Annotated in this window: 26 protein-coding genes and 1 pseudogene; 19 read left to right on the top strand and 8 right to left on the bottom strand. The window is 38.8% G+C overall.

Annotated elements, in window-relative coordinates; translation table 11 throughout:
• Positions 1 to 215: 215 nt before the first annotated feature.
• Together ACYP5M_RS23895 and ACYP5M_RS23890 are read right to left on the bottom strand one after the other, a co-directional pair.
• Positions 216 to 777, bottom strand: a pseudogene (locus ACYP5M_RS23895) (DUF3231 family protein).
• Positions 778 to 878: 101 nt separating this feature from the next.
• A complete protein-coding gene (locus ACYP5M_RS23890; RefSeq protein ID WP_459735593.1) occupies positions 879 to 1,022 on the bottom strand; it encodes a hypothetical protein in 144 nt (47 codons plus the stop codon).
• 176 nt (positions 1,023 to 1,198) lie between these two features.
• Between ACYP5M_RS23890 and ACYP5M_RS23885 the strand changes: the two genes are divergently transcribed.
• Positions 1,199 to 1,837, top strand: coding sequence for a spore coat protein (locus ACYP5M_RS23885; RefSeq protein WP_101223417.1), 639 nt, complete (start codon positions 1,199 to 1,201; stop codon positions 1,835 to 1,837).
• A 57-nt stretch (positions 1,838 to 1,894) separates the two neighbouring features.
• Here ACYP5M_RS23885 and ACYP5M_RS23880 read toward each other — a convergent pair whose 3' ends face one another.
• The 3 genes from ACYP5M_RS23880 to ACYP5M_RS23870 all read right to left on the bottom strand — a co-directional run bounded on the left by ACYP5M_RS23880 (position 1,895) and on the right by ACYP5M_RS23870 (position 3,663).
• Positions 1,895 to 2,260 (bottom strand): carboxymuconolactone decarboxylase family protein, encoded by a 366-nt coding sequence (locus tag ACYP5M_RS23880; protein WP_101223416.1) that lies wholly within the window; start codon positions 2,258 to 2,260, stop codon positions 1,895 to 1,897.
• 112 nt (positions 2,261 to 2,372) lie between these two features.
• Positions 2,373 to 3,155 (bottom strand): cytochrome c oxidase assembly protein, encoded by a 783-nt coding sequence (locus ACYP5M_RS23875; RefSeq protein WP_434167872.1) that lies wholly within the window; start codon positions 3,153 to 3,155, stop codon positions 2,373 to 2,375.
• A complete protein-coding gene (locus tag ACYP5M_RS23870) occupies positions 3,145 to 3,663 on the bottom strand; it encodes a DUF2243 domain-containing protein (protein ID WP_434167871.1) in 519 nt (172 codons plus the stop codon). Before ACYP5M_RS23870 ends, ACYP5M_RS23875 begins: the two co-directional genes overlap by 11 nt.
• 271 nt (positions 3,664 to 3,934) lie before the next feature.
• On the opposite strand from ACYP5M_RS23870, the gene ACYP5M_RS23865 reads away from it, so the two are divergent.
• From ACYP5M_RS23865 to ACYP5M_RS23835, 7 genes are all read left to right on the top strand, one after another.
• Positions 3,935 to 4,780, top strand: coding sequence for a manganese catalase (locus ACYP5M_RS23865; RefSeq protein WP_434167870.1), 846 nt, complete (start codon positions 3,935 to 3,937; stop codon positions 4,778 to 4,780).
• Between the two features lie 187 nt (positions 4,781 to 4,967).
• On the top strand, positions 4,968 to 5,948 hold the full coding sequence (locus ACYP5M_RS23860; protein WP_434167869.1) for an NAD(P)H-quinone oxidoreductase: 981 nt from the start codon (positions 4,968 to 4,970) through the stop codon (positions 5,946 to 5,948).
• Between the two features lie 211 nt (positions 5,949 to 6,159).
• The gene (locus ACYP5M_RS23855) at positions 6,160 to 6,927 is read left to right on the top strand and encodes an arylamine N-acetyltransferase family protein (RefSeq protein WP_434167868.1); all 768 of its coding nucleotides are present in this window, start codon (positions 6,160 to 6,162) and stop codon (positions 6,925 to 6,927) included.
• Positions 6,928 to 7,302: 375 nt separating this feature from the next.
• Positions 7,303 to 7,920 (top strand): hypothetical protein, encoded by a 618-nt coding sequence (locus ACYP5M_RS23850; RefSeq protein ID WP_434167867.1) that lies wholly within the window; start codon positions 7,303 to 7,305, stop codon positions 7,918 to 7,920.
• A gap of 378 nt (positions 7,921 to 8,298) precedes the next feature.
• Complete coding sequence (sinI, locus tag ACYP5M_RS23845) at positions 8,299 to 8,442, top strand: DNA-binding anti-repressor SinI (protein ID WP_157831045.1); 144 nt, start codon at positions 8,299 to 8,301, stop codon at positions 8,440 to 8,442.
• Positions 8,443 to 8,574: 132 nt separating this feature from the next.
• On the top strand, positions 8,575 to 9,144 hold the full coding sequence (locus tag ACYP5M_RS23840; RefSeq protein WP_434167866.1) for a YdhK family protein: 570 nt from the start codon (positions 8,575 to 8,577) through the stop codon (positions 9,142 to 9,144).
• Between the two features lie 302 nt (positions 9,145 to 9,446).
• Positions 9,447 to 9,926: a GNAT family N-acetyltransferase gene (locus ACYP5M_RS23835; protein WP_452445214.1), complete on the top strand. Its 480-nt coding sequence runs from the start codon at positions 9,447 to 9,449 to the stop codon at positions 9,924 to 9,926.
• 237 nt (positions 9,927 to 10,163) lie between these two features.
• On the opposite strand, the gene ACYP5M_RS23830 is transcribed toward ACYP5M_RS23835, so the two are convergent.
• Together ACYP5M_RS23830 and ACYP5M_RS23825 are read right to left on the bottom strand one after the other, a co-directional pair.
• A complete protein-coding gene (locus tag ACYP5M_RS23830) occupies positions 10,164 to 11,000 on the bottom strand; it encodes an RMD1 family protein (RefSeq protein WP_434167864.1) in 837 nt (278 codons plus the stop codon).
• A gap of 207 nt (positions 11,001 to 11,207) precedes the next feature.
• The gene (locus ACYP5M_RS23825) at positions 11,208 to 12,065 is read right to left on the bottom strand and encodes a DUF4915 domain-containing protein (RefSeq protein ID WP_459735592.1); all 858 of its coding nucleotides are present in this window, start codon (positions 12,063 to 12,065) and stop codon (positions 11,208 to 11,210) included.
• Positions 12,066 to 12,492: 427 nt separating this feature from the next.
• Between ACYP5M_RS23825 and ACYP5M_RS23820 the strand changes: the two genes are divergently transcribed.
• The 6 genes from ACYP5M_RS23820 to ACYP5M_RS23795 all read left to right on the top strand — a co-directional run bounded on the left by ACYP5M_RS23820 (position 12,493) and on the right by ACYP5M_RS23795 (position 17,682).
• Positions 12,493 to 13,677 carry a glycosyltransferase family 4 protein gene (locus ACYP5M_RS23820; protein ID WP_434167862.1) on the top strand — a complete coding sequence of 395 codons (1,185 nt, stop codon included), beginning with the start codon at positions 12,493 to 12,495 and terminating at the stop codon, positions 13,675 to 13,677.
• A 20-nt stretch (positions 13,678 to 13,697) separates the two neighbouring features.
• Positions 13,698 to 14,021, top strand: coding sequence for a hypothetical protein (locus tag ACYP5M_RS23815; protein WP_434167861.1), 324 nt, complete (start codon positions 13,698 to 13,700; stop codon positions 14,019 to 14,021).
• 37 nt (positions 14,022 to 14,058) lie between these two features.
• Positions 14,059 to 15,849, top strand: coding sequence for a glycosyltransferase family protein (locus ACYP5M_RS23810; RefSeq protein ID WP_459735591.1), 1,791 nt, complete (start codon positions 14,059 to 14,061; stop codon positions 15,847 to 15,849).
• Positions 15,850 to 16,093: 244 nt separating this feature from the next.
• On the top strand, positions 16,094 to 16,579 hold the full coding sequence (locus ACYP5M_RS23805) for a PaaI family thioesterase (protein WP_101223403.1): 486 nt from the start codon (positions 16,094 to 16,096) through the stop codon (positions 16,577 to 16,579).
• Between the two features lie 231 nt (positions 16,580 to 16,810).
• On the top strand, positions 16,811 to 17,266 hold the full coding sequence (locus ACYP5M_RS23800) for a LytTR family DNA-binding domain-containing protein (RefSeq protein WP_101223402.1): 456 nt from the start codon (positions 16,811 to 16,813) through the stop codon (positions 17,264 to 17,266).
• A complete protein-coding gene (locus ACYP5M_RS23795) occupies positions 17,266 to 17,682 on the top strand; it encodes a DUF3021 domain-containing protein (protein ID WP_459735590.1) in 417 nt (138 codons plus the stop codon). Before ACYP5M_RS23800 ends, ACYP5M_RS23795 begins: the two co-directional genes overlap by 1 nt.
• 63 nt (positions 17,683 to 17,745) lie before the next feature.
• On the opposite strand, the gene ACYP5M_RS23790 is transcribed toward ACYP5M_RS23795, so the two are convergent.
• A complete protein-coding gene (locus tag ACYP5M_RS23790) occupies positions 17,746 to 19,812 on the bottom strand; it encodes a Na+/H+ antiporter (protein ID WP_434167859.1) in 2,067 nt (688 codons plus the stop codon).
• Positions 19,813 to 20,182: 370 nt separating this feature from the next.
• Between ACYP5M_RS23790 and ACYP5M_RS23785 the strand changes: the two genes are divergently transcribed.
• The 5 genes from ACYP5M_RS23785 to ACYP5M_RS23765 all read left to right on the top strand — a co-directional run bounded on the left by ACYP5M_RS23785 (position 20,183) and on the right by ACYP5M_RS23765 (position 25,610).
• Positions 20,183 to 21,775, top strand: a complete 1,593-nt coding sequence (locus ACYP5M_RS23785; RefSeq protein ID WP_459735589.1) for a spore germination protein — start codon at positions 20,183 to 20,185, stop codon at positions 21,773 to 21,775.
• Positions 21,776 to 21,828: 53 nt separating this feature from the next.
• Positions 21,829 to 23,016 carry a Ger(x)C family spore germination protein gene (locus ACYP5M_RS23780; RefSeq protein WP_434167857.1) on the top strand — a complete coding sequence of 396 codons (1,188 nt, stop codon included), beginning with the start codon at positions 21,829 to 21,831 and terminating at the stop codon, positions 23,014 to 23,016.
• Positions 23,017 to 23,030: 14 nt separating this feature from the next.
• Positions 23,031 to 23,234 carry a hypothetical protein gene (locus tag ACYP5M_RS23775; RefSeq protein ID WP_434167856.1) on the top strand — a complete coding sequence of 68 codons (204 nt, stop codon included), beginning with the start codon at positions 23,031 to 23,033 and terminating at the stop codon, positions 23,232 to 23,234.
• 59 nt (positions 23,235 to 23,293) lie between these two features.
• Positions 23,294 to 24,403: a GerAB/ArcD/ProY family transporter gene (locus ACYP5M_RS23770; RefSeq protein WP_434167855.1), complete on the top strand. Its 1,110-nt coding sequence runs from the start codon at positions 23,294 to 23,296 to the stop codon at positions 24,401 to 24,403.
• A gap of 100 nt (positions 24,404 to 24,503) precedes the next feature.
• Complete coding sequence (locus tag ACYP5M_RS23765) at positions 24,504 to 25,610, top strand: GerAB/ArcD/ProY family transporter (protein ID WP_434167854.1); 1,107 nt, start codon at positions 24,504 to 24,506, stop codon at positions 25,608 to 25,610.
• Positions 25,611 to 25,928 lie beyond the last annotated feature (318 nt).

The raw sequence follows: 25,928 nt of genomic DNA, 5'->3' as shown, positions 1-25,928 counted from the left end.
GATGAATCGGGTAATCCAAATAAAAGTTGAAATGAAACAGTTGGAAACTCAATTGGAACAGCTGAAAAGGGAGCTGAACATTTTTCGCGAGAAGTGTAATCATGAATTTGTAAAAACTGATTATAGTCAACAATGCACAAAGTGCCACTTAATCGAAAGTCTGCAATGGTAATGATTCCTTAATCGTCCTTTCATTATCGGAATTAACCCCTTAATCATGTTGGGCATCCAATCACGATGTCAACATGATTAGGGGATATTTCATTATATTTACATACTTGTTTTATTAATATGAAGTGGAGGGACAGCCAGCCTTTTTCCTTATTCAATCTTAGGAATTCAGCACCCAATGCAGCTTTATTCGTATGGAATTGTGCGAACATCTGTGCAATATCTTCTCTGATGCATTGACCCATGATTTGGCTGCAAGCAACTAATCCTGCATTAATATCGATTGCTACTGAAGCAGAGATTTCAGGATCTTGAAAACGTGCCCCGACTGGAATATCCTCCAAATTAGCTTTTGGCCTTTCAGGTGGTGACGGAGGCAGTCCTACGTTATTTTCTTTTAATAATGATTCAAGTTGGTCATGTTCCTGTTTCCCTTGATTGATCACTTCAACAAGTAATTTATGCAGGTCCTTGTCGCCAGTATGATTAAGCAAAGTTTGATGACAGGCAAATCAGTCCTTTTGTAGTTGTTAGAAATGCCCATGTTCCAAATACCTCTCCGTAATGGATAGGCTCTTCTTTCGGATTACCGCTTAAAATTCCCATACCCTCCTCCTTGAAATTCACTATTTAACGGATTTAAGTTACCCTGAGTTCATCCACGTATGCATTGTTGATGTTTGTGAAATGTTAGAGGGCTTTAACGCTTAACCTTTTATTCCTTGTAGCCATTCTTGATAACATTCATCACAGAGCATTTCATTTCTATCCATGTCAGAAACTTGAAACGTTACCACATGGATTTTTTTTTCTTCCGTAACATTACTACAATAGAAGCATTGATGTGTCATTGGAAATCCTCCCATACATATAAAGTGTCTATAGTTTAAAACGCCACGTTTTTTTTATACAGAAAACATGATGTAGCAGCTTATTGGTCTTCTTGGAAGAGTTTAGATTGAATAATCCAGTTGGGGTTTAACATACTAAACTTGTTCGCATCATTGAAAAGGAGGAGGGAAATACAATGCAAAACCAATATCAACAAGGTCAAGTACACCAGAACATGCAAACGGGTGCCATTCCCCCACAAATGAATCACGGTGGTCACGAAGTATTCGATGTACATGAAGTGTTGTCGGGAACGATTGGTACTTTAAACACGTATACTCTTTTGCGTCAGCATATCCAGGATCAGGAATTACTTGATATTCTGGATCGTCAATATCAGTTCATCCAAGATGAATATAATATTTCACTGGAGTGCTTCCAATCGGGCCAGGATCCTTCTAAACGGACTGAGAGCTACAAAATGAATCAAGGTAACGATTTTATATATGGATTGACACCAACTCAGCCAAAGAAACCTTTGCAATCCGTATCGGAAATTACGGATGAATGCATTTCAGGTTTGATGCTTGGAGCTGTTAAGTCTGCTGCATCCATGAAAGCGATGGCAGCGCTTGAAATAACGAATCCGGTGGTTCGCCGCGTATTTGCAGATTCCGTTCCGAACTGCATTGAAATGGCATATGAGATTTCGATATATCAAAACAAACATCATTACTATCAAGTTCCGCAGCTTGCACAGCAGGATATGCAGCAAATGTTGAATTCATATGCACCAGCACAAGGAAATAACAATAACAACAACATGAGTCATTAAAAGCATTTGTCAACAACAGAAAGAAGGGATAGGACTATTTGTCCTATCCCTTCTTTCTTACTGTTTCATCTGATTTATATCTTGGATGCATTCCTGGACGAGTGTTACAGCCTGACTCATGGCGGCTCCTCCGCCAAATGCTGCGGTCACACCAATGGCTTCAAGAATTTCCTGTTCGGAACAGCCTTGATCAAGACATCCTTTTGTATGGTAGATAATACAGTATTCATCTTGTGAATATAAGCTTATTCCTAATGCGATAAGCTGTTTTTCTTTCTGGGATAATTGACCTTCTTTAAAGCACTCTTCCGTAAACGAATTGAATTTCTCTGCGAGAACAGGCATTTTATGCGTAAAGGCACCGATTCCAGCTTTATAATCACGAAGAGCATTTTCAGTAGAATTGTTAGCTTCAAATTCCATTTTCCATTCAGCTCCATCCTAAATTTTTTTCATCAAAAATTAGTATGAGCTAAATGTTGGACGATTAAACAGAAACATAGGAGTTTAACTAAGTAATAAGTAGCCTTCCTTCCTACAAGGCAAGTGATTCCTTAGGCCGGGTGGCTTTGAACCATTGATAGCAAAGGATGAAAATAAGTGCAACGTCAATGGCATCGCCGGCATAGTACATTAACATTCCTCCATTTTCCGCTTGTTCCTTTGTGACTCCGCTTGGAGGATGGGCAAAAATATACTTAGAAAGGATATCATGGCCGGCCAGTGAAATTGTAAATACGACAGCACGAAACATGAAGCTGAACCTGTGGGGCGTCGGGTCCATATAAATCATAGACGCAGTGAATAGATAGCCCGCCATGAACACGTGAAAATGCACTAATGCATGTAGAAGGGCATTCTGATGCATCAACCCATATAACTCAGTCGTATAAAGAATCCAAAGCCCCCCGATATTAAGCACAGAGGCAGTGATTGGATTGCTTATAATGCGCAGCGGCCAACTTTTCAACACCTTTGAAAGGCGTCTTGCTGATTGTACATCAAGTGTTCGCAGTGCAAGAGTAATAGGTGCGGCAAACACGAGTAGGATGGGTGCAATCATTCCAAGCAGTAAATGACCAACCATATGCGCCGTGAAATCCATATTCGCGCGATTGGCTATGGGACCTATAATTGCAGAGGCTGCACAGATGGTGCCAAGAATCCAAAAGAGCGTACGGTATAAGGGCCATTTTTTATAGCGGCGGTTTGAAATTACGGCAGCTGCGATATAAATCACTATCACAAGCGCCAGAAGAATCAATAAAATCGGTTCAAAACCAGCCCCATTATCATGAATATGTCCATTACTGTGCATTGCTGGTATCTTCTTTCATTTTAAGTACGCTGCGCCTTGTTTGAATGACAAGGATAATGCCGATCAAGATCATGATTGTGGCTGCAATGTTCCAAATCAAGTCGTATGGGAGAATATCGACATTGTAACGGATTTGATGGAGACGCATGAGCTTGTGCTGGATGATTCCGTCATATAACTGGAAAGAACCTGCCCCGAGCAAAACTCCCCCTATCCACCTTTTCAGCCATAATCCCTTTCGACGGCGAAGGTCAGCGAACATGAATAACGACCCGACCGTTGCGAACCAGCTAAGGGCATGAAATAAACCATCCGAGACCAGCCCAATATTGGATGTGGACTTGTCATAGAAATGGTGCCAATGCAATAGTTGATGAAAGATGGACTCATCGATGAATGCCACCAATCCAATCCCGAATAGAAAACCGGACCATAGATTACGAGCGGTATAAGTATAACGTAATTGTGAAATAGATTGATCTTTTTGATTTCGGGGCTTGAAATCCATTTTCCATCCTCCTTTTTAAATTTCCTATATATGGTTCTTTCTACTTTACCCTGTATTGTAAAGTTATAGACAGTAAATGGACCTTTTATAAATCTTATTTATTGAGCGATTCATAGCCCAAAGATAGTCCTTGGCTTTTTAGTTCAGTAATCATTGTTAATGGCATGTAAATTTTTTCTAATTACTGTTCGTTATAACTAAATTCAGGTTTCAAGCATGGACAGGCGGGTAATAAAAAACCGTACATCATATAAAAAAAGGAGGAGTTAATATGTTTCGCCATCAAAAAGAATTGCAATTTGAAGTTAAGGTAGATCGACCAGATCCGATGCTTGCCCGTCAAATTCAGGAAGTGTTAGGTGGACAGTTTGGGGAAATGACTGTCATGATGCAATATCTTTTTCAGGGTTTTAACTGCCGTGGAGAAGAAAAATACAAAGATATGCTGATGGATATTGGTACAGAGGAAATTGGACATGTAGAGATGCTTTGTTCGCTCATTAGTCAATTGCTTGATGGCGCTTCTCCGGAAGATCAAGCAGAAGCCGCAAAAGATCCTGCTACAGCAGCCATCATGGGTGGAATCAATCCCCAGCATTTGCTCGTAAGCGGTCTTGGGGGACTGCCAACCAACTCGAATGGGGTGCCTTGGAACGGATCTTATATTGTAGCCAGCGGAAATCTATTAGCGGACATGCGATCGAATCTTCATGCTGAAAGCCAAGGACGCCTTCAAGTGGCCCGTTTATATCATATGACCAAAGATGAGGGGGTACGTGCCACCTTCCGTAAAATGTTAGCCCGTGATCGTTACCACCAATATCAATGGATGGCGGCCATTGCAGAACTTGAAGAAAAAAATGGCGTTGTCGTTCCCGCGTCATTCCCACCGGAAGCGGAAATGGAATCTCAACCGGAAGCGTACGAATTCTGGAACTTGTCAGAAGGTAATGAATCAGCAGACGGACTATGGGCAACAGGAAGCGCCCCAGATGGTACAGGAGATTTTGTTTATGTAGCTGAACCAGTTGCAAAAGGGCAGATTCCTAACCCTAAGTTTCCGGCAGCGCAATTGCATCATGACCTGGATAGAAGTCAAACGCTTAATAAAAGATAATAATAGGAAACTTTTCAAAAAAAGCTCGATGGCCCCTAATGGGACATCGGCTTTTTTTATTCTATCAACATGTTTACAAAACCTAATTATTTGCTTGTGGATATTTTTTGGAGTAGCATAGTTTCCATCTTCAAGACAAAACATTTTAAAAGTGTGGTCACTAATTTAATAGTAAGGAGTGGGACAAATGAAAGCAGTGGTAGTTAAAGAACCGGGTGGAGCAGAACAATTACTATTTAAGGATTTTTCCAAGCCCATGCCCGGAAAAGGGGAAATATTAATTAAGGTGAAAGCCTCTGCTATAAATAGAACGGATATTGTTTCACGAGAAGGGAAATCCGGTTATATGGCCAATCCAATATTGGGGATTGAAGTTTCTGGGGAAGTTGTGGAAACAGGGGAAGGTACAAATTTACTATTAGGGACAAGGGTGATGGGCCTTGTAAACGGCGGCGGTTATGCTCAATATGCCTTGATGCCGGCTGATAGAGCAATGAAGATCCCGGATAACTTGTCATTTGAAGAAGCGGCTGCGATTCCTGAAGTATTCTTGACGGCGTACCAAACCTTGTTTTGGTTAGGTGAATTGACGGATCAAGATACGGTATTGATTCATGCTGGCGGAAGCGGTGTAGGCACAGCAGCTATCCAACTGGCAAAAAAACTGACAAAAGCGAAGATCATCACTACAGCCGGCTCAAAGGAAAAATTGGATTTCTGTCACTCATTAGGGGCGGATATCTGTATCAATTATAAAGAACAATCTTTTGATGAGGAAGTAATGAAAGTTACAAATAATCAAGGAGTGGATGTTATCCTGGATTTCATCGGTGCTTCTTACTGGGAGAAAAACCTTAAAAGCATAAAAACTGATGGACGCTGGGTACTGATAGGGATTCTAGGAGGAACAGTAGTCGAGAAGGTGAACTTGATGGAACTTCTCTTAAAAAGAGTTCAATTAAAAGGCACTCTTTTAACTCCTCGGAGTGATGAATATAAAAAAGAGTTAACGGAAGAATTCATTACAAAAGCCATGCCGTTGTTCCTCCAACATGAAATCAAGGCAATCGTCGATCATGTCTTCCCTTTTGAAGAGGTACAAAGGGCGCATGAACATATGGAAGCAAATAAGAATTTGGGTAAAATCATTTTACAAGTAAATGAATGATTAAAGCAGCTTTGAAGCATGTTTGGAGACAGTTACCCAAAATTACGACATTATTGGGCGGCCTATTTTTCATGGTGCTTGATAAGGAATAGGTGGAATGTGGGTTTTGTTAATGGCATATCGTTGAAGAATGAAATATGGGCAAAGTATAATGAATATATACAAAGTCAAGATGCTCTTCATTGGTATCTGTTAAAATGGGGGAATCGTAATGAATGAACTGAATGCATTATTCAGGAAAAGAATAGGGCTCCAGGAAGATGTGAAACTGACATTTGGAAAATTAGATGAAATTCTGGATAAAACTGCGAAAACCATTCCGTTTGAAAACTTATCAATCATGGCCTCCCATCTAAGTGATATCAATAAAGCCAATATCATGAACAAAGTCCTCGTGAGGAATGAGGGTGGATTATGCTATGAATTGAATGCAGCTCTTTATTTTTTCCTGAAGGAAAATGACTTTGATGTATTCTTGGTTCGAGGTGTCATCTATAATGAAGGGTGGATGACCATAGGAAGGACCCATGTTACCATTCTATTGAACCATGTGGGCCAAACCTATCTGATCGATACGGGTTTTGGCGGGAATCTGCCTTTAAAACCAGTTCCGCTGAACGGAGAAACGGTCGTTTCCCAAAATGGTGAATTCCGAATAAAAAAAGAAAGTACCGACCATGGAGATCATGTCCTTGAATTAAAACTGAAACATAAAGATCGCGATTGGAGAATAGGGTATGCTTTCGATTCTTCAAAACCCGTAGGAAATGTAGCGGAACTTAATGAGGTCCAAACGATCATCAGGGAACATCCCCAATCGCCATTCAATAAGCATCCATTAATCACCCGTTTGACAAACAACGGGAACATCACTTTAACTGATACATCCTTTACCCGGTGGGAAGATGGGGAAGTGACGAAAGAAGAAATAGATGGAACACGATTTAAAGAGTTAATGAAACAGCACTTCGATAGATAGTGGAAAAGGACTGAATATTAAAGGCGTCCATACCGAAAGACTGTCCATTCTCGACAGTCTTTTTATGAATAAAATGATTGTCGAGACCGCGCAGGTATACTGAGGTGAAGGACGAAACAATTGAGAACGGTCGAATAAAGTGCGTTGAAGGTCGAATAAGTCCGAGAACGGTCGAATAAAGTGCGTTGAAGGTCGAATAAGTTCGAGAACGGTCGAATAAAGTGCGATGAAGGTCGAATAAGTTCGAGAATGGCCGGATAAAGTGCTGTTAAGGACGAAAAAAATCGAGAACGGCCAAAAAAGGCTCCGGATGAAATCAACTGGATGTTTTTACTATTCACTAAATAGATATGAATTCAGTGGGGTGAGAAGGATATGGAGAGGAAGAATCGATTGGTTTTCACTAGATCGAATGCTGCTGCTAAACGAAAATTCGATGAAGCTATCACCATTTTGGAATATAGCGTAATGCTCGTTGAGCTCTTTGGATTAGAAGAGTTCAATAATATAATTGCCGGACAGTTAAGGCTGATTTTATGTGAAACGAAGAATACGCGCATAAAGCGGGAAAAGGTCACGATTGATCAATCCTTAATAAAGAAAATCAATCCTAACCCAAGATTGTATCCTATTAAGGACTCCATTCAAATGAGCAATGTTCAAATTACGGAAGACATCTTCGATTATACTAAACAGAGGATTGAGCTAAAGCTTTGGAGAAATCAAATTATCTATAAAACCGATATCGAAGGTAAAATACAGGAAATTAAAATCATTGATTTTATTAAGGAAACAGCTAATAAGATTGGCGGTGCACAAGCTGAATCAAGTTTCCCTAATAAGTCCATTATTTCGGATGGTCATACCAAAATCATGTTAAGAGGAATAGCAAAAGGATTATTCAAATCCATAGGCAGGGATTATAAAAGACATGCCTCCATGAACCTTTCACATATCATGCAAAAAATCGAACAATCAGCTTTGGGAGACTAAACATAAGAAGGACTTTTACCAAAGTCCTTCTTGCTTGGTTTCCAAGCAATACCCGTTTGGATTGAATACCCCTCATATAACCTCTATCAATAAACCATCTCTTTTTACTTCTGTTAAAACACTCCCGATAGCATGCTGTTCACTTTATTAAAGGTATATAGAAGAATGGGGAATTCCTTGATTAGATAACAAACAAACATTGAGGCCTTATATGTAAATGTAAAGACTTATTAAATTTACACTAAAATCCAGCTATGGACGCTTGAGATAATTTATAATGATATTCCGAATATAGTTTCACGTGGAAAAATAGCCTCAATATTGAACCTTACCCCATACAGTTAAACCAACTAAAGATAAAAAGAAAGAGTTGACGATATGAAGGATTTTGATGAAAACCTTCCTGACGAATGGCTGGAACTAGTAATATTGGCAATGAAATCGGATGTTACAAAAGAGCAATTCAAAAAGTTTCTTCAAGAAAAATCGAATAGCAATAAAAGTAGCGATTGTGGTGGCTAATGAACGCTTAAATTGAGGCAGGACTATTCCTAAAAAAGTATGAGGCTTCTTTCTTTTGCCACGAGTGAACTCCATATTTTCTGCATATTTAATTGGTAAGATGGATGTAATCATAAGGGAGGTTTTATTAATATGAAAAAAAGAACAAAATTGCCTATCATCTTATCATTATTAGCAGCCCTGTTTTTAGTCCTTGGCGCATGTTCCAACAGCGATGATAAAAACAAAGAAGAAAAAAAAGAAAAGGAACATAGTGAAATGGACATGAACCATTCTAGCACGGGTGAAGTTCCAGAAGGATTAAAAGCTGCAGAAAATCCAACCTATGAAGTTGGAAGTCAAGCGATTATCGAATCAGGTCATATGGAAAGCATGAAGGGGGCGGAAGCAACAATAGTGGGTGCCTTTGATACGACTGCTTATGCAATTTCGTATACGCCTGCAACTGGCGGAGAAAGAGTTGAAAATCATAAATGGATCATTCACGAAGAAATCAAAGATGCAGGTGAGAAAGCATATGAACCCGGAGCGGAGGTCACAGTAAATGCTTCTCATATGGAAGGAATGAACGGGGCTGTCGCTGAAGTTGAATCTGCTGAAAAAACGACTGTTTATATGGTCGACTTCACACCGACTGCGGGAGGAGAAAAAGTGAAGAATCATAAATGGGTAACGGAAAGTGAATTATCAGCGTCTGAATAATTTAACATCTTCATGGTTATGAAACTCTTAATAGGTTGAAGAAATTTGCGATACACCTGCCGAATAACTGGTCTGCCAATACCCATAGCCGCTTGCTTTGATGAGGTTTGGCAGACTGTCGGCGGAAAGGGAGCGGATTCTCGCCGCTTTCCCTCAAGTTCGTCTACAGTCTGAAGGAATGGTAAACAAACCATTCCTTTTTTGTGATTGAATTATCCTGAAAAGTATTTTGCAGTGAATTGTAAAACTTTAGTATCTGTTAATATGGATTTATAGAAAGGTAAAAATGGGGTGCAAGTATGATGACTGGATTAACTATCAGACCTTTTATGGAAAATGACTATGAGGCGCTGAGCAATTATTGTTTACCTATAGAACAAGCAATCTATACTTCCTTACCTTTGAAAGTTATTGAAGACTTCAGGAAGGATAAATATAACCTCCCCATGGTCATTTATTTAGATAAGGATTTGATTGGTTGTTTTGCCTTATATACGGATAAAGCGGGAAATCAATATACAAGTAATGAGAATGCGATTCTTCTAAAATCATTCTCCTTGGATTTGCGCCATCAAAAAAAGGGGCTAGCTTTTGAGACTTTAAAAGTGTTGCCCGATATGATCAAACTAAGTCATCCAGATAAAGATGAGATTATTCTAACAGTGCATCATTCGAATGTTCCAGCGATTAATTTATATAAAAAAGCTGGATTCATTGATAAAGGATACAGATTCAATGGGGAAGAAGGGGAGGAATTTATTTTCCACTTTGCCCTGGATTAAACAAATGAAATACTTCGGGAGAGTAAGATAAAAGAAAAACAGGCACCCATGAGACGATCATCAGAAAACTTAGGAAATGGACAGTCCACGGAAAGGGAGCGGATTACTGAAATCAATGGGAACGTTTTTCAAAGAAAAAACTGTAGGCAAACCCGTTTTTCGAATTTGTCTACAGTCTGAAGCACTTAAACGATGCTTATTTTATTGGAAGGTATTCCATACGATATGATTCAGAATTCATGGAATCCATCCTGCAATTTCTAATAACGTCAGAACGATCTCAAAGACAATGAGGATTACAATGATCCATTCAACGAATAGTCCCCTGATCGAATGGCTGATGTTAGAAAACCCATCCATAATGTTATATAAAATTTCGGTTTTACTTTTCAGGATTTTATACCGATCATTCAATTCAAAAAAATCAAGCATTCTGTCATAAAATTCGCCGGCAATGCTGCTTGTCCATGTAATATCAGGTTTGTCCAGAATCATGATGTACGCTAGGGTATTATACTCGTGACGTACGATTTTGGCAGTCGTCCTCGCTAGTTCCTTATTACCGATTCTCAGCTTGCCTTTTTCCAGTCGGTCTATCATGGCTTCGAGCTTGTCGTGGATTTTTCCGAGCTGTTCCTCAGTTTTTTCAAGTGCCACCGATTTTGCGAGAATGGTGGAAATTAATTCAGGGTAGAAAAATTCATATTTAGGTACAACTACATATTCGTCTGTCAAATTGATGTTTCCGGTTTCACTGAAGTGAAGGCTGTAATCGTCTGTATATCTATCTAAATTGTCGAGATCAATAACCGGCTCGAAAGAATGGATAAAGGATGAAAATTCCTTAATCTCATTTGCGTGTGAGTAATTGATGAAGACAATGCTGCCAAAGGAAAAAACCAGCACCTGCTGCGATTCGTCCACATTTTTATTTAGGATGGAACTTAGAAAATCGCCTTTAAGGATTAAAGGCTCTTCCCAGGTGAATTTTTTCGGTATGCCGCAATGAATGGCGATTTTATTCAAATCGATTTCATTAGTGATTGCAAATGCTTTAAAGGTAATTGGTTCCATCTATATCACTCTCTTCAGCAAATTGGTCTTTTTTCGATTCTATTCTATTCTTACAAAAACATGCTTGAATAATTCTTGAAGGTAGAAAAAAGTTCACTGACTGTTCAAGTGAATAAAGAAAGATATCCTTATGATCTGGTAACTAAACGAATAACTTACATTAAGGATAGAAAAATTTCAACAACTGAAAAATACGATTTCACTGTTTTAAATAACCAATATTCCATAAATTTCTTCAGAAGGTATATGGATGAAAGATGAAAGTTTCGTAGAGATGTCATGAACATAAATCCCGCAATCCAGTAATATGTTCGTATGTTTTTTTAGTAAAACCGGTATGTGCCTACTCTCACTTTGACCAATGAACATCGTTTGATTTCTAACTGCTAAACCGCGAGTATAACCAAGGCATTTAAAAATATCTTCCTCATTTCTTTTTACTAGGAATTCACCTGAAACACAATAATACATCTTATTATCATAATGAAGTACGCTGTGAGGTTGAAGTAATTTATCATGACAAATCTTAACCACTTTTCTTTCCTGTAAAGAATATTCAAGGATCACACCCTTGTGGATTGTTTTATTAGGGAAATAACTTGCTAAAGAGAGGAAACTTTTCCTTGGAGGATATGAAAACATCGATACATATAACTTATCATTTGCTATATACAAATCGTTGACGTGGCAAACATCGTCATTTTTAGGTGAAAATCTAATTTCATCAATTCTTTCCAAATCGTTTTCCAAATCATAAACACCAATTGAGTTAGTTTTGGTTTCAATAATATAAGCTTTATCTTTATCTACTGCTACACCATGTAAATCTAATTCTGTAGATAAAGCCTTATTCTTTATAACCTTTAAGCCTTCATCCAAAATGAAGATTCCATGAGAATTGGAAATTACGACAAAAGAGCTGCCGTATTTTGTAATGCCTGTGCATCCAACATTTAAAATCTTTTTTATTTCATGTTGTTGTTGTTGTTTAAATTGGACTAAATATAGACCGCCTTTATGATTGCAGCATGAAATTAATAATTTACAATCATCTATGGGTATCATGTAAGATCGCACCTCTTTTTTTAGACAATTCCTTTTTTTGTATAATATGAATTTTTATTGTAATGGTGTAGACAAGTTATGGGGGGGAATAGTGGACACTTTATAACTGATTAATGCAGGAGGGCGTTTCCGCTAAATGGAACGCCCTCCTTCTCTAAGTTGCTGTTTATTTACCATCCACCTTCATGCTATTACTGATGCTCCCAGTCATGAGATTAATGAAGCTTCACAATAGCCTATAAAAGTTCATGAAAACTTTACTTTTATTTACAGAATTCTCATATTGATGTCAATATTCAGTAATACATGTTTGTTATAATCGGTTGACGGTTTTAAAGGTGATTGGAAAAGAGTCTCTTAAAAATCCTTCATTTACAGATAAGTAGCAGGCCGATTGAAGATGACTGAATAGTAGGAGTGAACAAAAATGGAGGAATCTATAAATCTATATGAGCTTACATTTAGTGAAAAAGATAGATATGTAATCATTACGAATGCTTATCCACATGAAGATCAGTTATATCGGAATGGGTTTATCCACCGAAGAGTCAAGGCTTATCTGGATGAGGGTTTGAAAGTTGATGTTTTTGTTTTGCATCCTGCCTATAAAAAAGCAGAAAAGTATACGTATGAAGATGTGCCTGTTTATCGTGGAACTGAACAGCATCTGCGTATTTTCTTAAATCATAAAGTACATAAAAAAGCGCTCATTCATTTTGTTAATCCAAAAATGGTACAAGCGATAAAAGAAACGAACACAGATTTACCGATTATTACCTGGATACATGGATTTGAAACGGAGGCATGGCATAGAAGGTGGTTTAATTTTCTTGAGAGCCCTGAAAGCTTGCGGAAGATACTTGAAATGTCGGACGACTACTATGTAGCTCAGCTTTCTTTCATGAATTGGTTTTATCAAACGAATGAGTTGAATACAACCTTTGTTCATATTTCCAAATGGTTCAAAGAACATATAGCGGAATGTGATGCAAGAGCAGAATCGGAAAACTCAGTAATCATTCCTAATGTAATAGATGACAATCTCTTTACCTTTATTGAAAAGCCAGTTGAAATGCGGACAAAAGTCCTTTCAATCAGGCCATACGCTTCGCGAAAATACGCCAATGATTTATCGGTGAAAGCAGTTCTTGAACTATCGAAGCGACCATACTTCGATAAGTTGGAATTTGCATTTTATGGTGATGGAAAATTATTCGATCAAACCGTTGAGCCAATCAGGGATTTTGAAAATGTAACGATTCATAAAGGTTTCCTATCTCAGGATCAAATCGCTGCATTACATAAGGAGTATGGAATTTTCCTTTGCCCGACCCGTTTGGATTCTCAAGGGGTTTCAATGTGTGAGGCAATGTCGAGCGGGCTAGTGCCGATTTCAACAGATATTACGGCAATCCCGGAATTCGTTAAACATGACGTTTCTGGCCTTCTAACAAAACCTGAGTCTCCTATCGAAATTGCCGATGCAATAGAGCGCTTATATTACAATCCGGACGTATTTTTAAGAGTGTCAAAACAAGCTTCTCAGTCGATTCGAGAAAAATGCGCAGTAGATGTTGTTATTAAAAGAGAATTGGAGATTATCCAAGGTTAATCGAAGGGAGTTTTTTCAATATGGAAGAACGAAACGAATATTGGAAAACTATGTACGAGGAACTCGAATTACAAATGAAAGACATGATGTCCATGACATTGGAGCTCATAGAGGGCAATGGCACTGAAAAACAAAAAATCATTGAGAACATTACAAAAGAAAATAATATGCTGCGAGAAGAATTAGAAAAAAGTAAGGTCGCCCAAAAAGAAAATATTAAGCTTAACAAAGAAATACGAAGACTTAAGCTATTAGAACACAAATTCAACGTTACATATGCAGGAAAATTCACGTTAAAATATCTTGCGCTTAAATCATCTATTAAAGAACAAATAAAAAAATAAAGATTCATATCAGATTTCAGTCATTGGAGTGAAAACTTTGAATTCACATGAACTAGTTGAAAACAGAAAAATGAAGGTACTTCTATTTGGCTTTATTGACATGAATTCAATGGATGGATCTGCAGTATTTTTATCTTCCTTAGCATCGACCATTGCGCTAGATTCCAACATCGAAGTTGACTTACTTCTAGCTAGCCCGATCAAACGTGATATCTTAATTCAGCCTCTTGAGAAATTTGATAATATAACCATTCTCAATCCTTTTGTTGATCCTTTTTTCAGTGCCACCGATGATGAATGGGTAAAAAAAGGTGTCATTGATTTTGATATAGCTGAAATGCTCATTACTCACTATTGGAGTCAAAAGGGATATGATTGGCTATTTGTTAGAAGCATTGAGACTGTTGAAAAAATAGCAAAGCATAAGCATATCATAAAGAATACTTTAGTTTATGCTACAGGATTGACTCACATAGGCCAGGATGTTGATGAAGAAAAATTTGAGAGCATCAAAAATATATATGATCAGTGTGCGTATTTCTTATGTCAAACAGAAGAGATGTGCGAATTTGTCATTGAGATTCTTAATTTGAATAAAGAAAAAAACAAAGTTTCCCTGCTTACACCGATGATACCAAACATTGAATCAGCAGAAGGGCAGACCCGGTTAAAAAACAAACTTGTATATACAGGGAAGTTCGACCCTGATTGGAAGACCATTCCGATCATTACTGCTTTTAAAGAATTAAAGCACGAAATTCCGAATCTTTCACTTGATGTTGCGGGGGATAAATTCAAATGGGTTAAGGATGATTCTCAGTTTAAGGAAGAAGCGGCATACCTTCTTAAAAATACAGATGGTCTTACATGGTACGGTGCATTGACAAGGGAGAATGCCCAACAATTAATCGTGAACAGTGATATTGGGATAACCTGGAGAAGCGAGGAAATGGACAGCAGTCTTGAACTGTCTACAAAGCTATTGGAGTATGGGATTTTAAGGAAGGCTGTAATAATGAATCCAACCAAAATGCATATAAAGCTTTTTGGCGAAGATTACCCGTTATATGCTGTTACAGAGAAGGATTTTCGTGACGCTGTCAAATTAGCACTATGCAATAAGGATATATATGAGTTTGCGGCAAAACGAATGTATCAGGTCAGCAGGCAGTTTTTATTTTCGGAAGCAATAAAAAAACTGCAAGTACTATTATGGAGCAAGCGTATTACAGATTTTGTAGAGCAAAGCACAAATATGTTTTATATTGATGTAGATGACTTTGATGAACTGACTAAGCATGCACCATCAAATAAAGTGAAAAGATTGCCTGCAGAGTTAAGTGCTGACGAAGTTTTCACCTATATCGTCAAAAACATACCTGAAGAAATAAAACGAGTCGAAAAACTGTTTAAACTGTCTGGATATGGGCAAATCATTTCAGCAGAAAAAGCCGGATGTTATTCATTTCTCCACATCCATAAAAGTTATGGAAACTATGAACAAAATTTTCAAAACAACATGCCATATTTAAAAACTATAGGATTTGAAACCTATGGAAATCCTAAATTAAAGCCAAAAGATGTGGAAATTTCAATGAAGGGACGGGCAACTGCTGATAAAGAAAAATATGATATGAAAGGGAAAAATAAAGAATTAGCTAAAGAAGTAAAGCAATTAAAAAAACTGAACACGGTTCAACTGAAACAAATTACTAAGCTAGAAAAACAAAACCTGGCACTTGAACGTAAATATAATTCACTTTCGAAGTCGAAAATGGGTAAAATGACATTCAAGTATTGGGATTTAAGAAAAAGGCTTAACTTTTAAGAAGGTAAACCTGCAACAAAATAATAGATACACTTCTTAACTATATATATTTTCAAATGAAAGCCCATGAAAGCTGCTTGCTAACAGGGGCTTTTGTCATTTATCGAGAAAAGGAGCAAGGATTCTTGCAAACTTTTTATGTATGTTAACAATTTCTGCAGTATGTATAAAGCTGAAAGCTCAATAAACTATCTGGGAATTCTCTTTATTGATGTTATAATATTCTGAAAAAGGAGGAGAGATGATGGAGGAGATTGTGATAAAAGCGATTCAAGATGATTATCCAGATGCATTTGCATGGTGTTATGGATGCGGTCGTTTAAACGAAGAGGGTCATCACTTTCGAACCGGTTGGCAAGGCGAGCAAACAAGGACAATTTATACACCACGTCCAGAGCATATCGCAATTCCTGGATTTGTTTATGGAGGCTTGATTGCTTCTTTAATTGATTGTCATGGAACAGGCTCCGCTGCATTGGCAATGCATCGTAAAAATGGGCATGAAGTTGGAGATGGGGTGGAGCCTCCCAGGTTTGTGACTGCATCACTGAAAGTGGAATTCGTAAAGCCAACCCCAAATGATGTGCCATTAACAGCCGTTGGGACCATTCATGAGGTTCATCCAAAGAAATGGAGAATCGAAACAGAGGTATTTGCCATCGATAAACTTTGTGCTCGTGGAGAGGTAATCGCTGTGGTGATGCCAAGCACTTTTACAAGCAAAGAGTGATCCGGACCCTTGGAACAGGTCAATAGTAAGCTGACTGATAAAAACGGATTCAAAAGCAGAACAAAATTTTTTGTATTAAAGGGCCGTCCAATTATTTGGACGGTTATTTAGTGTATCTGAGTATCCATTTCAAGCATGTTATCACTGTAAAGTTACATGTAACCGGAAATCACAAGCGAATTGTCAAAAATATCAATATACTTACATTATAAGCAAAGGGAGGTCGCAGAGTTGAAAATAAACGTAGAGATAGATAAGGAGATCAAGGCGATAGAGGTGCTTATCAGAAATCACGAATGGAATGAGGAAGTCCAGGAACTGATGGAGCGTTTGAAGGAAAAGAAAAGACCGTATTTTGTTGGCAGGAAAGAAGAAATGCAGCACGTATTTCGGGCAGAGGAAATTATCTGTTTATTTACAGAGCAAGATTCCATAATGGTGCGGACGAAACAGGGGACTTTCGAAATGAAAGAAAGGTTATATGAACTGGAAAGGGACCTTCCTGGTAATCAATTCGTGCGATTGTCCAAGTCAGTGATTGCCAATTTAGATGAGTTAAGCAGATTCGAGGCATCTTTCAACGGAACCTTATGTGTGTATTTCCGATCAGGGGAAAAAGAATATGTTTCTCGGCACTATGTTCAAGGAATCAAGAAAGCATTTCAATGGAAAAGGAAGGGATTATGATGAAAACACTATTATTCCGTAGCTTTGTTGGGATTTGCTTTGGGGCACTCGTGATGGTGCTGACGTGTTTTGGAGTGATCGCTTTTGGGGAGGTCACTGCATTAGAAAGTGGAATATTTGTAAAAAACGCGATAGGCTGCATATTATGTGGCTGGTTCTTCAGCACGGCAACAATCTTCTTTGAAAATGAAAAATGGAGTTTGTTATCTCAAACCATTCTGCACTTCCTTACTGTCAGCATTCTTTACTTCCTATTATCTTTCTTTGTTGGTTGGATTCCATTCAGCTTAAAAGGATTGGCTATAGGAATTGGGATTTTCATACCTTTCTATATGTTCATCTGGACCGTATTCTATCTCTACTTTCGCTTCCAAGTGAAAATATTGAATGATGGACTTGATAAAAGAAGGAATTGAGAGCGGTTGTGGATTTAAATAAAGAGACACCGCTCCCTGTCGTAACGGTGTCTCTAACATTTCTTAACTTTGTATCATTATCATTTCATCATAGATTAAGTTTTGTCTAAGCTCAGTTGCTGTTTGCATGGATATTTGATCATCTTCAACCATTTGTTGAATGATATCACGTTCGAGTTGCATTGCAATCAACTGAAAATGACTCACCATCTCTTCAAAGCGATGTGCTTCTTTTTCACTTAATGTTCCGAATGGATTCAAATAACGATTATATCTTTGAATGACAAGCATCACTTCATGACGGTTTTCAGGTGTAGTTTGTTGTTTGAGCAATGAAATGGCTTCCTTTGAAGCTTCTTTTTGGGCTTTACGAAACTCCCGGATCAGGTCCGCATTTTTAACGAAGGAGTCCTCTAATTTCGCTTCCCATTTCTTATCCCATTTGACATTGATCTTTTTCTTGAAAAGAATCGCCTGCAAATTGATCCAAGCCCTTTTCAGCGAAGATTTTTGCATATAATTTATGGTTCTTGAAAGATACACTTTATAAAGTTCTAAGGCTGTTTCAGATATAGTTCCTTTTTCGACTAATCCAGAAACGACTTCCAATTCCTTTTTGGTCCCTTGCTCCACTAAATCGCGTATTGTCCGATTATCGGGTCTGTTCGTGATTCCCCGTTCCAAATCAATCAGTTGTTCATTCAAATCTTCTATCACTTGATTGATAGCTTTCTGATTATCCATGGTTGCTTCTTTGCTTAGCTGATCGATCGTTTTATTTAAAACAATTTCATAAGCCTCCTCAGAGGTTAGGCGTTCATCTTTGAATTCAATCGGTGTCTTTACCAGTAATGGCAAGAGAACCGTAGCCAATGTGACGCTTAACAATATAACGCAAGCTGCGATGAACAAGACTGTATTACGCATCGGGAATAAAGTGTCATCTGGCATAAAATATGGTATGGATAAAGCTGTAGCTAATGTAATGGTTCCATGAATGCCGCTAACGGATGTCAAAAATGCAAATCGTGGTCTTGAAACATTCTCCTCATCAGTGTCCTCGCTATCTTCTGGGTGGACCCTGGACATAATGAATTGCTCTAATGGATTCACTCTGTTTTTCGTAAAAGTATCATGCAGAATGTATACCCAAATAAAACGGATCACCAATAATAAAAGAACAATCAAAACACTAATCCCAAAAAGATTACCCCTACTTATGTTCGACTCAATTTCCTGATAAACACTCGGCAACATAAATCCTAATAAAGCAAATACAAGTCCATTCAAAACATAACCTAATACAGACCATGTATTAGATGATACAATTTGCAATTTAGTTGTGGAATTCTGAAGGCGATCCCGCTCGATGCCATGAATAACACCTGCGGCAACCACTGCCAAGATTCCGGAAACATGGAATTCTTCAGCTACCATATATATGACAAAAGGCGTAATTAGCTCAATAACAATAGACATGGAGATTTCTTCAAGTCCATGAACCCGTAAAAATAATCGTAATTTAACGATTAAGTAGCCCAATAGGATACCTATGAAAATACCGCCTATAGCTACAAATATAAAATTAAGCGAAGCATCTTTTATAGAAAATGCTCCAGTTAAGGCAGCTGCCAGGGCAACTTTAAAAGCCACGATTCCAGCAGCATCATTGAAAAGTGATTCACCTTCAAGGATGGGCATCATATTACCGGGCAATTTCAATCCTTTTGTAATCGATTGTACCGCTACAGCATCCGTAGGGGTAATTGTAGCTGCTAAAGCAAAGGCAACAGCCATCGGCATTTCAGGTATTAACCAGTGGATGAAAAAACCTCCTGCAAAAACAGTCACAAATACTAACCCAAAGGCCAATAACAGAATAGGCTTACGCAATTCAAGCATTTCTTTTCGGGACGTATTTTTTCCTTCTGTAAAGAGTAACGGAGCAATAACACAGATCATGAATAATTCTGAATGAAAATCCAACGATAATTGAAATGGCAATAATGAAAGCACTGCACCCATGGATATCTGATATATCGGTAGTGGAATACGGGGCCATATGGCATTTAATATTGTAGCGATTATTGTGGACACCAATAATCCGAGCAATGTGATTAAGAATGACATAGGATCTCCCTTATCGTTTTAGTCTGCTTGCCCATGAAACTTATTTAAAAAGAAAAAAAGAGGTATTTTAAAGCGAATATCCATCTTTAAAAAATAACCCCTATTTTATGGTCTTGTGTAGCTTGTTCAAAAAACAATATTTAGCCAGAGACAGTATTTTAATATGTAGCCTCGATTTTTGATATACCCCTTAGTTATTAATTACAAACAGGATATCACAAGAGTTTACGGTTTATTCAAAATCAACTAATAACATAGCTTTTCAATTCTGCTAAAGAAAATTAAGTTCATGCCGGGCACAGGATTTTCTGTATAAAATACCCTAAATGAAGAAACATAGAAAAATGGAGTTAGAGCGACCTGCAAAAAAATGGGGGTAACCAGCTTGATTCGTAATATAGGCAAATTATTAAGAAATAAGAAAGTAAAAAAATCCCTGATGCAAAATAATTACCTAGATTCCAAGCCTGCAGATGCACTTGATGCGAATTTCAGTCTAAATGTAGAAACACTTCGTTCTGTTTATGATAATTGCTCGGATGTCATGTTCCGTTCGTTCTTACTTTTCGGAAAGACGAGGGCGATGCTTATTTACATTGCGGGACTCTCGGACATCGAGGCAATAGAGCAATATGTGCTATCTCCACTCATGCAGGAGTCATCAAAAGAACCACAACAATTAAATGAATTTATTGAACATAAAATGCCCGTTCCTAAAGTGGTGAAAGTAAATATGTTGGCGGATTGCATTGAATCGATTTCCTCTGGAAACCCGATCCTTCTATATGAAGGGGATAGCGATGGATTTTCTTTAGGATTGTCCAAATGGGAAAAGCGGGCCATTGAAGAACCTGTGGCAGAGGGAGGAGTTAGGGGATCACGAGAGGGGTTTATTGAATCCCTAGAGGTAAATACATCCCAATTGCGACGTATTATTAAAAGTCCTGCCCTTAAAATACAATCGATGAAGATCGGAACTTATACCAGGACGAATGTTTCGATTGCTTATATTGATGGACTTGCGGATAAAACACTGATTGAAGAGATTACAACTCGGTTGGAACGAATTAAAATAGACGGAATTTTAGAAAGCGAGTACATCGAGGAAATGATCGAGGACAATCCGTATTCACCTTTCCCTCAAATCATGTCAACAGAACGTCCGGATGTAGCCTGTGCCAGCTTGCTGGAGGGACGAGCTGTCATTCTTGTTGAAGGAACCCCTTTTACATTAATTGCACCAATAACCTTCTTTTCTTTGATTCAATCACAAGAGGATTATGCTCAACGTTTTATGGCAGGCACTTTTATCCGTTGGTTACGATATTTTTTTATGGGATTATCCCTTTTGCTTCCATCACTTTATGTTGCTATTTTGACATTCCATCATGAGGCGGTCCCAACCGCACTCCTGTTAAGCGTAGCGGCATCCCGGGAATCGGTCCCTTTTCCTGCAATAGTAGAGGCATTGGCTATGGAAATTACGTTTGAAGCACTAAGAGAGGCAGGGGTTCGATTGCCGAAGCAGGTAGGTTCCGCTGTCAGCATTGTTGGAGCGCTAGTTATTGGTCAAGCTTCCGTACAAGCGGGATTGGTTTCAGCCCCAATGGTCATTGTGGTTGCAATTACGGGAATCGCTTCTTTTATGATGCCTCGCTATATTGCCGGAATTGCTTTCCGGATGCTGCGTTTCCCAATGATGCTGCTTGCCGGTACTTTAGGACTGCTTGGCATCATGATGGGAATCATCGCCATAGTCATTCACTTATGCAGTTTGCGGTCCTTTGGCGTTCCATACTTAGCGCCACTGGCGCCGTTAAAAGGTCAAGAGCTGAAAGATGTGCTGTGGAGAGCTCCTTGGTGGAAGATGGATACACGCCCGCATCTAACAGGGGATTCTAATGTATACCGTCAAGCCCCGGAACAGAGTCCAAATCCAAAAAGGGGGAGTGAAGAGGAGTGAATAATGGCTGGAGGCGAAAAAGCATATTAGAGAAAGGAAAGAGGCGTCATTTCATGAAACATGTCCTTCTTTTGCTCTTTATTTGTGGAACAACGACTTTTCTAAGCGGTTGTTGGGATCGAATAGAAATCACTGACTTGGCGATTGTCACAGCCGCCGCCATCGATAAGAAGGGTAATGATCAAATCGAACTATCCGTCCAAGTCTTTATTCCAAGTTCAATAAGCAGTGGAGGCGGTCAAGGAGGGAGCAGTCAGGGGGGGAGTGGGGCTACGACAATGGTGAGATTTGAAAAAGGCTCCAATATTTCAGATGCATTGTCTAAGCTGCAAAGCAAGCTTCCGCGAAAAGTATTTTGGGGACATTGTAAAGTTTTTGTATTCGGTGAAAAGTTAGCGAAGGAAGGAATTAAAGAGCAGCTGGATTTTTTGCTGCGCCATCCGCAGCCAAGAGAGAAAGCAAATGTGTATGTCAGCAAAGGGGAAGCAAAGCCTATCCTTGAATCTTTGCCACCCCTGGAAAACTATTCAGGGGAAGTGCTTAGAGAACTATCCGATTTACATATTGGCATGCTGGTCACACTGCAGGATTTGGATGAAATGTTAACGGGTAGGCCTCAAGCGGCAGCACTTCCATTCATTAAAATATCTCCTCCAGGTAAAGGGCAAACGAAATTACAGGGGATTCCTTACATTTTCGGAACGGCCGTGTTCAAAAAAGATAAAATGACTGGAACGATGACTGAAAAGGAAACTAGAGGGCTATTGTGGTTAAGGGATGAAGTGGAATCATATACCGTGACCATAAAACCCAAAGAGGAGAAAGGGGAGATATCTTTAAGTCCAGTGTCAGCCAAAGTCAAGATCATTCCGCAAATTATCAGTGGTAAATGGAAATTATTGGTAAAGATAAATACAGATGGAGCTGTCATACAAAATGGAACGAATTTAAACCTTTCAAATCCTAAGTCTCTAAAAGCTGCAGAACGAGTATATCAAAAAGATATAGAGAAACGCATCGAGATGGCTTTTCTGCATATTCAGCATAAGAAAGCGGACATTTTAGGGTTAGGTAAAGATTTCTATAGGAAATATCCTAAACAGTTTAATAAAATCGAAAACCACTGGGATGAGATATTCGCGGAAATGGAAGTGGAAATCGATGTTGCGGCCCATATTCGAAGACAGGGCTATATAAACAAACCGGCGGGTTTGTCTGAGAAAGAGGTGAAGGACAAGTGAGATGGGGGGCATTTTTGTTTACAGCTGCGATTGTAACGCTAATCATTTTGTATGAATGGCCGAAAATGAAACAAAATCCTAAAAAAGATAAAGTGGCATTTCTTACACTGCTCCTCACTGGCTTGGCTTTGTCCATGTTCAATCTCCCACAGATGTCAGGACCCACTGAATGGATTCAAACTCTTTTTAAGCCGTTTGGAGAGTTTATGGAAAAGTGAATCTAGCAGAAGGTTACGTGATTTCAATTTTTCATACTATCACAGAAAGGAGAAAGATGATGGAGAAAGGAAAAATTACATCTCTGCAGATGGCATTCATGATGTACCCGACGATTGTGGCAACGGCTATTCTCGGAGTTCCAAGCATCACCGCCAAATATGCCAAAACTGATTTATGGCTTTCCCCCATTTTTGCTGCGCTCATAGGGTATCTGACGGTGTATATCGCTTATAAACTTCACAAACTTTATCCAAAACAAACGGTTTTCCAATTCACTGAAAAGATCATTGGTCGGATTCCGGGTAAAATTCTCGGTTTTTCACTCTTATTTTTTTATATCCAGAACACGGGGCTACTCGTTAGAGGCTACGCAGAATTTCTTGTAGGCTCTTTTCTTGTACGTACCCCGATTGGTGTGATCATGGCATCGATGGTGCTTCTGTGTGCTTTCATTGTACGTGGGGGAATAGAAGTGTTGGGGAGAGCTGCTGAATTGTTTGTACCTGTTTTCATTTTTCCAATCTGTATCTTAATCCTCTTGCTGATTCCTGATCTTGAATTCAAGAATATATTTCCGGTATTGGCGGATGGTATAATCCCTCCAATCAAGGGTGCGATTGTACCGGGTGGATGGTTCAGCGAGTTTTTCCTGATCATTTTTCTTCTTCCTTTTTTGAAGGATATGAAAAAAGGGATGAAATCCGGGATGATGACTGTGTTTGCCGTGATGATGACGTTAAGTGTGGTGAATCTGACGGTTATTTTTATACTCGGGGCAACCACATCCACAAAACTTTACCCGGTGATGAGTGTATCTCGATACATCAGTTTGGCCGACTTTTTTGAACATGTAGAGTCCGCCGTCATGGCGGTATGGATCGTAGGGGCGTTTGTGAAAATTTCCGTTTTTTATTATGCATGTGCTTTAGGTACAGCGCAGTGGCTGAATCTCTCCAGCTATCGACCTATTGTATGGCCGGTTGGGATTTTTATTGTCATATTCAGTTTGTGGTCGTTGCCAAGCTCCATGGAAGTCATTCGTAATGATGTCAACGTCTTTCCGTTACAAGGAATTTTGATGCAAACGATTATTCCTCTGTTATTGTTGGCGATTGCTGTTGTAAGGAAAAGAAATCGTAAAGGAACCGAAACCAGTCGAATGGATTGAAACTCTTTTTTAAGCCGATTGAAGAGTTTATGAAAAAGTAAAACTATCAGTGGGCTTTGTGATTTCAAATTTACATACTATCACGGAAAGGAGGAAGATGATGGAGAAAGGAAAAATTTCATCTTTACAGATGGCATTCATGATGTATCCAACGATTGTGGCAACGGCTGTTCTCGGTGTTCCAAGCATCACAGCGAAATATGCTAAAACTGATTTATGGCTTTCCCCCATTTTGGCGTCTCTCATCGGGTATGCGACGGTTTATATCACTTATAAACTGCACAAACTTTATCCGAAACAAACGGTTATCCAATTCAGTGAACAGATCATTGGTCGGATTCCGGGGAAAATTCTCGGCTTTTTATTCTTGTTTTTTTATATCCCGATCACAGGGCAAATCCTAAGAAGTTACGGAGAATTCATTGTCGACTCTTTTTTGGTCAAAACCCCGATTAGCGTGATCATGGCAACGATGGTACTCCTTTGTGCCTTTATCGTACGCGGAGGGATAGAGGTGATGGGGAGAGCTGCCCAATTGTTGGTTCCCGTTTTTATCTTTCCAATCCTAATTTTAATCGTCCTCCTGGGCCCTGATCTTGAATTTAAGAATATATTCCCGATATTGGGGAATGGAATTATGCCTCCAATCAAGGGCTCGATTGTACCGGGTGGATGGTTCAGTGAATTTTTTCTGATGATTTTTTTCCTCCCTTTTTTAACCGATATGAAAAAAGGGATGAAATCCGGGATGATGTCTGTTTTTGCCGTGATGATTACGTTGATTGTGGTGAATCTTATGGTTCTTTTTATACTCGGGTCAACAACATCCACAAAGAATTATCCCGTGATGAATGTATCTCGGTACATCAGTTTGGCCGACTTTTTTGAACATTTGGAGTCCGCCATCATGGCCGTATGGATAGTAGGAGCGTTTGTCAAAATTTCCGTGTTTTATTATGCGGCTGCTTTAGGTACCGCGCAGTGGCTGAATCTCTCCGACTATCGTTCTGTTGTATGGCCTATAGGGATATTGATTGTAGAATTCAGCTTTTGGTCGTATCCTAGCTCTATGGCTGTCAGTCGATATGATGTCATCGCCTTCCCGTTTCATGGAATTTTGATGCAAACGATTATTCCTCTGTTATTGTTGGTGATTGCTGTTGTGAGGAAAAGAAAAAGACAGAGAAAGGGAAGCAATTCAAACTAACCTTTTCTGCCACTTGTTTTAAGAGACTTGAAAGAGTATGTGCATGAAAGCTGGTAGAAAGAGCTCTATTTTAATTTTGAAACAAAGGTGATTTGAGCGGGTGTTCGAGACACCTGAGTGGGGAGGGGCGCCCGTGGAAAGCAGGGCTCTACATTCCAAAACGTCAAATTTTTATAAGCCAAATAGTAGACAAACTCAATTACTAAGGAGTTTGTCCACAGTCTGCAACCATTCCGTTTTCGAATGGTTTTTTTGTTGAGAGAAAAAGTGAAAAACTAGAAATCATCAGTGTGCTTTGCTGCAAGTTATAAATAATTA

The organism is Peribacillus sp. N1, from assembly GCF_054600815.1.
Note: the sequence above shows the minus strand (reverse complement) of the source record. Positions and strands in the feature narration are given on the sequence as shown.